The organism is Methylobacterium sp. WL103 (assembly GCF_008039885.1).
In the GTDB taxonomy this organism is placed as follows: Bacteria; Pseudomonadota; Alphaproteobacteria; order Rhizobiales; family Beijerinckiaceae; genus Methylobacterium; species Methylobacterium cerastii.
This window is the reverse complement of record NZ_VRUX01000173.1, coordinates 1-7669: the sequence shown is the minus strand read 5'-3', so window position 1 is coordinate 7669 and position 7669 is coordinate 1. Positions and strand designations below refer to the sequence as shown.

General features: G+C 70.5%; 10 protein-coding genes. 5 read left to right on the top strand and 5 right to left on the bottom strand.

Going from position 1 to position 7669, the window contains the following annotated elements; genetic code table 11:
- The coding region (locus FV222_RS12455; RefSeq protein WP_147814466.1) for a helix-turn-helix domain-containing protein at window positions 1–264 on the top strand (264 nt) is incomplete at its 5' end.
- Here the strand turns inward: FV222_RS12455 and FV222_RS12450 are convergent.
- The 3 genes from FV222_RS12450 to fumC all read right to left on the bottom strand — a co-directional run bounded on the left by FV222_RS12450 (window position 239) and on the right by fumC (window position 2471).
- The gene (locus tag FV222_RS12450; RefSeq protein WP_147763836.1) at window positions 239–487 is read right to left on the bottom strand and encodes a ribbon-helix-helix domain-containing protein; all 249 of its coding nucleotides are present in this window, start codon (window positions 485–487) and stop codon (window positions 239–241) included. The two genes, FV222_RS12455 and FV222_RS12450, sit on opposite strands and share 26 nt — an antisense overlap.
- A gap of 351 nt (window positions 488–838) precedes the next feature.
- On the bottom strand, window positions 839–1030 hold the full coding sequence (locus FV222_RS12445; RefSeq protein WP_147763837.1) for a DUF4169 family protein: 192 nt from the start codon (window positions 1028–1030) through the stop codon (window positions 839–841).
- Window positions 1031–1058: 28 nt separating this feature from the next.
- Window positions 1059–2471: a class II fumarate hydratase gene (fumC, locus tag FV222_RS12440; RefSeq protein ID WP_147763838.1), complete on the bottom strand. Its 1413-nt coding sequence runs from the start codon at window positions 2469–2471 to the stop codon at window positions 1059–1061.
- A 132-nt stretch (window positions 2472–2603) separates the two neighbouring features.
- On the opposite strand from fumC, the gene FV222_RS12435 reads away from it, so the two are divergent.
- Window positions 2604–4052: a cytochrome P450 gene (locus FV222_RS12435; RefSeq protein ID WP_147814464.1), complete on the top strand. Its 1449-nt coding sequence runs from the start codon at window positions 2604–2606 to the stop codon at window positions 4050–4052.
- On the opposite strand, the gene FV222_RS12430 is transcribed toward FV222_RS12435, so the two are convergent.
- Window positions 4009–4758, bottom strand: a complete 750-nt coding sequence (locus tag FV222_RS12430; protein WP_147753234.1) for a phosphodiester glycosidase family protein — start codon at window positions 4756–4758, stop codon at window positions 4009–4011. The two genes, FV222_RS12435 and FV222_RS12430, sit on opposite strands and share 44 nt — an antisense overlap.
- A gap of 197 nt (window positions 4759–4955) precedes the next feature.
- On the opposite strand from FV222_RS12430, the gene FV222_RS12425 reads away from it, so the two are divergent.
- Window positions 4956–5426, top strand: a complete 471-nt coding sequence (locus FV222_RS12425) for a hypothetical protein (protein WP_147814462.1) — start codon at window positions 4956–4958, stop codon at window positions 5424–5426.
- Between the two features lie 62 nt (window positions 5427–5488).
- Here FV222_RS12425 and FV222_RS12420 read toward each other — a convergent pair whose 3' ends face one another.
- Complete coding sequence (locus tag FV222_RS12420) at window positions 5489–5899, bottom strand: DUF4174 domain-containing protein (protein WP_147763840.1); 411 nt, start codon at window positions 5897–5899, stop codon at window positions 5489–5491.
- 134 nt (window positions 5900–6033) lie between these two features.
- On the opposite strand from FV222_RS12420, the gene FV222_RS12415 reads away from it, so the two are divergent.
- Together FV222_RS12415 and ssb are read left to right on the top strand one after the other, a co-directional pair.
- Window positions 6034–7050: an NADP-dependent oxidoreductase gene (locus FV222_RS12415; protein ID WP_147753237.1), complete on the top strand. Its 1017-nt coding sequence runs from the start codon at window positions 6034–6036 to the stop codon at window positions 7048–7050.
- Between the two features lie 214 nt (window positions 7051–7264).
- Window positions 7265–7669 (top strand): single-stranded DNA-binding protein (ssb, locus tag FV222_RS12410; protein ID WP_147814460.1); only part of this gene is annotated, 405 nt, incomplete at its 3' end.

Sequence of the window (7669 nt, the reverse complement as noted above, 5' to 3'; positions counted from 1 at the left end):
CCGTCGGCCGGGGCGCTCGCGGCCTCGGTCGGCCTGTCGGCCTCGCGGTTCCAGCACCTGTTCACCGACGCCGTCGGGGTGCCGTTCCGGCGCTATCGGGCCTGGCTGCGGATGCGCCGGGCGATCGGTGCGGTGATCGACGGCAACAACTTCACCGGCGCCGCGCATGCGGCCGGCTTCGCCGACCAGGCCCATTTCGCCCACGATTTCAGGCGGACCTTCGGCGCCCCCGCTTCGCTCAGCCTTCGCGACATCCGGCGCTGACGACGGGTCGGTCCGCCGGCTCGCGATACGCCGCCAGCACGAAGACCCGGATCGCCGAGGACAGGTTCTGGCCGTTCCGCTCGGCGTCGATCGCGCCGATCAGCGCCTGGACGGACTTTTCGCGCGCCGCTGCGATCTCGCCCAAAGCCGTCCAGAACGGGTCCTCCAGGGACACGCTGGTGCGGTGGCCGGCGATCATCACCGAGCGCTTGGTGATGGTCATCGGGCGCGCCTTCTCCGTCCAGCGCACGGGAAACGGTAGTCGTCCATTTCGTCACGGCATCTGATGACGCGCGGGTTCCCCTCTCCCCGCGTGCGGGGAGAGGCCCGGCTGCACCTTGTCGTGCAGCCGGCAAGCGTCGGCGAAGCCAAAGCGACGGTGAGGGCGCGCGAACGAAAAAGCCTCCTCCGGATCGGCCCCCTCACCGTCGGCTGCCGCCTCGCCACCACGACGACGAGGTCGTCGCGTCCCTCTCCCTGCAAGCGGGGCGAGGGGATGCGCGCAGATCGAAACGCCAGAAGCAGCGATGTGCGAATCCTGTCGCTCGCACAGGGGTCGAGAAGGGGCACCGCGTCACGTGTCCGAATCTGGCCCGACGAGCTTGTGGCCCTCGTGGCGGGCCACCTCGATGGCTGTCTTGCGCTCCTGCAGGGTCCGGGCCTTCTTGGGGCGGCCGAAGGCGATGCGGTTGTCCTCCGCCTTGGCGTCCTTCTCGACCCGCAGGCGCGCCTTGCGGGCCTGGCGCAGGTTGATGATCTCGGCCATCGCGTCGATCTCCCGTTCGAGCGGGCGCCTACTCGGCGCTCGGGGCCAGCATGGTCTCGGGACGCACCACGCGCTCGAACTCGGCTTCGGTGACGTAGCCGAGGCGTAGCGCCTCCTCCTTCAGGGTGGTGCCGCGCTTGTGCGCGGTCTTGGCGATCTCGGCGGCCTTGTCGTAGCCGATCGAGGGGGCGAGCGCGGTCACCAGCATGAGCGAGCGGCTCATCAGGTCGGCGATCCGGTCCTCGTTGGCCTTGATGCCGACGACGCAGTTGTCGGTGAAGCTGACCGCCGCGTCGGCGAGCAGGCGGATCGATTGCAGCACCGCGTTGGCGATCACCGGTTTGAACACGTTGAGCTCGAAGTTGCCCTGGCTGCCGGCGAAGCTCACCGTGGTGCCGTTGCCGATCACCTGGGCGCAGACCATCGTCAGCGCCTCGCACTGGGTCGGGTTGACCTTGCCCGGCATGATCGACGAGCCCGGCTCGTTCTCCGGCAGCGACAGTTCGCCCAGGCCCGAGCGCGGGCCGGATGCCAGCAGGCGGATGTCCTGCGCGATCTTGAACAGGCCGGCGGCCAGCGCCGAGAGCGCACCTTGGGTGAAAACCAGGGCGTCGTGGGTCGCCAGCGCCTCGAACTTGTTGGCGGCCGAGGTGAAGGGCAGGCCGGTCAGCTCTGCGACCTTGGCGGCGAAACGCTCGGCGAATTCGGGATGCGCGTTGAGGCCGGTGCCCACCGCCGTGCCGCCCTGCGCCAGCGCAAGCACGCCGGGCAGCGTCGCCGCGATGCGCGAGCCGCCGAGCGCGACCTGCGCGGCATAGCCGGAGAATTCCTGGCCGAGCGAGACCGGGGTCGCGTCCTGCAGGTGGGTGCGGCCGATCTTGACGATCGATTCGAAGTCCTTCGCCTTCGCGTCGAGCGCCGCATGAAGGTGGGTCAGCGCCGGCATCAGGCGGCCGGTGATCTCGCGCGAGACCGCGATGTGCATCGCCGTCGGGAACACGTCGTTCGAGGACTGGCCGCGGTTGCAGTGGTCGTTGGGATGCACCGGCGACTTGCCGCCACGCTGGCCGCCGAGCCGCTCGTTGGCGAGGCTGGCGATGACCTCGTTGGCGTTCATGTTCGACTGCGTGCCCGAGCCCGTCTGCCAGACCACCAGCGGGAACTCCTCGTCGTGGCGGCCGTCCACCACCTCGGCCGCCGACGCGGCGATGGCCTCGGCCACCTTCGGGTCGAGGCCGCCGAGATCCTGGTTCACCAGGGCGGCCGACTGCTTGACGAGGCCGAGCGCGTGGACGAGCGGCGCCGGCATGTGCTCGGTGCCGATCTTGAAGTTCTGGATCGAGCGCTGGGTCTGCGCCCCCCAATACCGGTGCGCCGGGACCTCGATCGGCCCGAAGGTGTCGGATTCCGTGCGGGTGGCGGTATCGGGCTGCGGCGACATCGTGGCCTCTACGTTTGCTGCAATGCGAAGCCTACCTACGACAGGCGGCGGCAAATCGCGAAGGTGCTTTTCCCGCCGCGCCTCGACAAACGCGGCGGGCTGTTCCCCGCCCGGCGAACAAGGATGGCGTCGATGACGGCGACGATCGCGATCGACACGCCGGCGCCGGAGACGGCCCGCTTCCGGCCGCCCGTGCCGGCGCCGCGCCGCACGGCGATGGGCCTGTTCGCGTTCCTCAAGGCGGCGCGGCAGAACCCGATCACCACCTGGATGGAGGATCACTTCACCGCGCCCGTGGTGGCCGGCGACGGCGCCATGGGCCGCATCACCGTGGTCAGCGACCCGGCCCTGATCCGCTACCTGCTGGTCGAGAACGTCGGCAACTACCGCAAGGACGACCTGCAGCGCCGCGTGCTGGCCCCCGGTCTCGGCAACGGCCTGCTCAGCGCCGAGGGCGACGCCTGGAAGTTGCAGCGGCGGACGCTGGCGCCGATCTTCTCGGCCCGCACGGTGCAGGGCTTCTCGGATGCGATGAACGCGTCCGGCGCCAAGCTCGCGCGGCGCCTGGCCCGGCGGGACGGCACCCGGGTCGACGTCGCGCTGGAGATGACCCGCGTCACCCTCGACGTGCTGGAGCGGACGATCTTCACGCAAGGCCTGCCCGGCGATCCCGACGCCCTCGGGCGCGCGATCACGCGCTTCCTTGAGGCGGTCGGGCCGATCGATCCCCTCGACGTGTTCGGCGTGCCCGACTTCGTGCCGCGGCTCGGCCGGCTGCGGGCGCGGCCGGCCGGGCGCTACTTCGCCGAGGTGGTCGAGGCGCTGATCGCACGGCGCAAGGCCCAGGTCGCCGCCGGCGGCGCGCCGCAGGACCTGATGACGCTGCTGCTCGCGGCTCAGGACCCGGAGACCGGCAAGGGCCTCACCGACCTGGAGGTGCAGGCCAACATCATCACCTTCATCGCCGCCGGCCACGAAACCACGGCGAACGCCCTGACCTGGGCGCTCTACTGCCTGGCGAAGGACGACGCGGCGCGGGAGCGGCTGGAGGCGGAGGTCGACGCGGCGGGCGAGGGCGACTTCGCCCTCGACGCGCTGCCCTTCGCCAAGGCGGTGATGGAAGAGGCGATGCGGCTGTTCCCGCCGGTGCCGTTCCTCAGCCGCCAGGCGATCCGCGACGACCGCCTCGGCCGCATCAAGGTGCCGCGCGGGTCGATGGTGCTTGTGGCGCCCTACGTGCTGCATCGGCACCGTACCCTGTGGGACGATCCGGACGCCTTCGTGCCCGAGCGGTTCCTCGGCGCGAACCGCGACGCGATCCCGCGCTTCGCCTACCTGCCGTTCGGGGCCGGCCCGCGCGTCTGCATCGGCCAGAGCTTCTCGGTGCAGGAGGCGGTGATCGTGCTGGCCCACGTCGTCCGCGCGGTCCGGTTCCGGATGCCGGACGACCATCCGCCGATGACGCCGCTGCACCGGGTGACGCTGCGCCCCGAGCACGGCCTGCGCATGGATGCGACCCGCCGGGGGCAGACGCCTCTTAGCGTGGAACGGCCCCGACCATCGGCCCGAGCGGGCGGCTGAGGTCGTTGCGCTTCAGCGCGGGGGCGTAGAGGCTCGACACGCTGCCGTCGAGGAAGAGGGCGTTGCGGCAGCCGAGGTCGTCCCGGAACAACCGGGCGAAGGCGCCGAAGGTGACGGGGTGCTCCGAGATCGCGAACACCGCCACCCGGCCGTCGTCGCGGACGCCCACGCCGTTGCGGATCTTCAGGCTCGGCCCGTCGGCGGAGATCTTGGGATGGATCTGGCCGTCGATCACCAGCATCGGACCGGATTGCGTCGCGAAGTCGGGCTTCATGCGGGCCTTGAGGTAATGGCCGGTGTCGAGCACGCCTGCGCGCTCGCCCTTCACGTAGAACACACCGTTGGGCTTGAGGTGGAAGTTGCCCGGCCCGTTCGCGGTCGAGACGCCCTTCATTTCCCGCCCGTCCTCGACGTAGAGCCCGACCGGCGCCTGGCCCTTGTCGTACATGCCGGCGTTCATCGCGAAGCTGAGGCGCGGACCCTGCTTCTCGGCAAGCGTCGAGAGCGAGGAATACGGCAACCCGTCCGCGCCGAGCCAGAACAGGCGCACCCGCTGGCGGCGGAGGTCGACGGTGCATACGGTGAAGCTGTCGCCCTGCGCCTGGACAGGGCGGCACGTCTCATTCGGCGCCGTCTCCGCGTGGGCGCCGCCGGCCGAGACTGCGATCAGCGCGAGGACCGCAGCTTTGGTGAGGCGTAACATCATCGTGAGGTCCTGACCAAGCGCGAGCCCTTAAAGGGGCCGCCGCACGCCTCCTCACCTCAGAATGCGACGGTTTTCAAGCGGCCCGGACTCCGAAGCCCGGGCGTCGATCGCCGATGTCGCAGCGTGAACCGAAGTCGGCGGCTGGGCGTTCTTGATGTGACGGGGGTCAAGAACACGACTCTTCTGGAGCTGATGAGATGAAGCGTCTTCTTCTTGCCTCGACGCTGATGGTCGGGGCTCTCGCCTACCTTCCGGCCTCGGCCGAAGCGCGCGGGTTCGGCGGTGGGTTCCATGGCGGTGGTTTCCACGGGGGCGGCTTCGGCGGCTTCCGGGGCGGTGGCTTCGGTGGTGGGTTCCGTGGTGCGGGCTTCGGCGGCTACCGCGGTGGGTTCGGTGGCTACCGCGGCGGTTACGGCGGGTATCGCGGCTACGGCTACGGCCGTGGTCTCGGGTACGGGCTCGGCGGTCTTGGGCTCGGCGTCGGCCTCGGCCTGGCGGCCGGCGGTCTCTACGGCGGGTATGGCGGCTACGGCTACCCGGGTTACGGCTATGGCTACGCCCCGGCGGCCTACGGCGGCTACGGTTACGGCGGCGAGTGCGTGACCGTCCCGCGGGTGCGCTGGACGCCTTACGGTTACCGCCGCGTGCTGATCGAGCGCTGTTACTGAGCTACGCGTCCGATCGTGACGACGAAGGGGGCTGCCTGCGGGCAGCCCTTTTTCGTTTCCGCTCAGCGTTGCCGCCGCATTTCGTCCCGGCGCATCGGCATGGCGTCGATGGTCGAGAACAGGCGCTGCGGCGCGATCGGTTCGGGCTCGGTGATCTTCACGCCCCCGTCCTTGCCGACGAGCACCGCGCGGAACGCGTCGGCCGGCAGGCCTAGCCGCCGCCGGATCGCTTCTGCGTCGCCGCCTCCGCCGACCGCCTCGACCACGACGAGGTCCCGCTCGCTGAGACCTGCGCGCGCCGCGGCGATCGTCGCGCGCTGCGCGACGAGCCGGCGGTCTCCCGCATCCGGCGCCGACAGGACGAGCACCCGCGAGACCTGGCGATAGCGCGCGAGCGGGTCCTGGGCCGCCGCGCCGGGTCCGGCGAAGGCTGCGAACGCGATGGCGAGGGCGACACCGGATCCGACGCGCATGATGGTCCTTATTCCCCTAAACGGGATGGTTCGAACGGGAAACGCGGATCAGGCCAGCCGGTGACATCGGCGGCCACGGCTGCGACATGAGCGTTCGAACGAGCCTCGATTCCTCCATCCCAAGGAGACACGGCATGGCCGCCAAGAACCGCCGCATCGTCCTCGCCGCGCGCCCGCACGGCGAGCCGACCCTGCAGAACTTCCGCCTGGAGGAGGCCGTCGTCCCGACGCCGCGCGACGGCGAGATCCTGCTGCGCACGCGCTGGCTCTCTCTCGACCCCTACATGCGCGGCCGGATGAGCGCAGCGAAATCCTACGCCGCGCCGGTCGGCATCGGCGAGCCGATGACCGGCGGGACGGTGAGCGAGGTGATGCGCTCCGAGCACCCGGACTTCCCCGTCGGCACCCTGGTCCAGGCCTTCGGCGGCTGGCAGGACTATTCGGTGTCCGACGGCAAGGGCCTGCGCAAGGTCGACCCCGCGGTGGCGCCGCCGACGACGGCGCTCGGCGTCCTCGGTATGCCCGGCATGACCGCCTATACCGGCCTCCTCAACATCGGCGAGCCGAAGCCCAACGAGACCGTCGTCGTCGCTGCCGCCGCCGGGCCGGTGGGCTCCCTCGTCGGGCAGATCGCCCGGATCAAGGGCGCACGCGCGGTCGGCATCGCCGGCGGCCCCGAGAAGTGCGCCTACCTCACCCGCGAGCTCGGCTTCGACGCCGCGGTCGATCACCGCTCCGACGACCTGCCCGGCGCGCTGGCCGCCGCCTGCCCGAACGGCATCGACGTCTACTTCGAGAACGTCGGCGGCGCGGTGTTCGATGCGGTGCTGCCGCTGCTCAACGACTTCTCGCGCATGCCGGTCTGCGGGCTCGTCGCCGGCTACAACGCCACGGAGCTGCCGCCCGGTCCCGACCGCTCGCCGCTCCTGATGCGCGCGGTGCTGACCAAGCGCCTGCGGATGCAGGGCTTCATCGTCTGGGACTTCGCCAGCCAGATCGACGCGTTCGAGCGCGAGGTCGGCGGCTGGATCGCGGACGGATCGGTGAAGTACCGCGAGGACGTCGTCGAGGGGCTGGAGAACGCCCCGGAGGCGTTCATTGGCCTGCTCAAGGGCCGCAACTTCGGCAAGCTCGTCGTCCACGTCGCCTGAGCGCGAAGGCTCGCATCCGGCGCCGTGTCCGCGCGGCGCCGAGTTGCCGCCGGTTGGGAACAAAGATAGAACATGATCGTGCCGGCGGCGCGTGTGCACGATGGGGACAAGCGCCCCTCAAGCGGTTGCCGGGGTCCGTTCCGAGGCCCATGAAGGGCGCACGCGGGCTCGGCGAGACCGGTCCCTGTGAGATCCGACGGCGAAGGAGAGAGCGATGGCGGGCAGCGTCAACAAGGTCATTCTGGTGGGCAACCTCGGGCGCGATCCCGAGACGCGCCGCCTCGGCTCCGGCGACCCGGTGGTCAACCTGCGCCTCGCGACCTCCGAATCGTGGAAGGACAAGGCGTCCGGCGAGCGCAAGGAGAAGACCGAGTGGCACTCGGTCGTGATCTACAACGAGAACCTCGCCCGCGTGGCCGAGCAGTACCTGCGCAAGGGTTCGAAGGTCTACATCGAGGGCCAGCTCCAGACCCGGAAGTGGACCGACAATTCCGGCGTCGAGAAGTACACCACCGAGGTGGTGCTGCAGCGCTTCCGCGGTGAGATGACGATCCTCGACGGCCGCGGCGGCGGCGGCGGCGAGATGGGTGCCGACGACGAGGGCGGCGGCCAGGTCAGC

What these genes read in the sequence shown, in the direction of transcription:
- FV222_RS12450 (WP_147763836.1), bottom strand. Translation starts at nt 487, where the DNA reads ATGACCATCACCAAGCGCTCGGTGATGATCGCCGGCCACCGCACCAGC.
- FV222_RS12445 (WP_147763837.1), bottom strand. Translation starts at nt 1,030, where the DNA reads ATGGCCGAGATCATCAACCTGCGCCAGGCCCGCAAGGCGCGCCTGCGG.
- fumC (WP_147763838.1), bottom strand. Translation starts at nt 2,471, where the DNA reads ATGTCGCCGCAGCCCGATACCGCCACCCGCACGGAATCCGACACCTTC.
- FV222_RS12435 (WP_147814464.1), top strand. Translation starts at nt 2,604, where the DNA reads ATGACGGCGACGATCGCGATCGACACGCCGGCGCCGGAGACGGCCCGC.
- FV222_RS12430 (WP_147753234.1), bottom strand. Translation starts at nt 4,758, where the DNA reads ATGATGTTACGCCTCACCAAAGCTGCGGTCCTCGCGCTGATCGCAGTC.
- FV222_RS12425 (WP_147814462.1), top strand. Translation starts at nt 4,956, where the DNA reads ATGAAGCGTCTTCTTCTTGCCTCGACGCTGATGGTCGGGGCTCTCGCC.
- FV222_RS12420 (WP_147763840.1), bottom strand. Translation starts at nt 5,899, where the DNA reads ATGCGCGTCGGATCCGGTGTCGCCCTCGCCATCGCGTTCGCAGCCTTC.
- FV222_RS12415 (WP_147753237.1), top strand. Translation starts at nt 6,034, where the DNA reads ATGGCCGCCAAGAACCGCCGCATCGTCCTCGCCGCGCGCCCGCACGGC.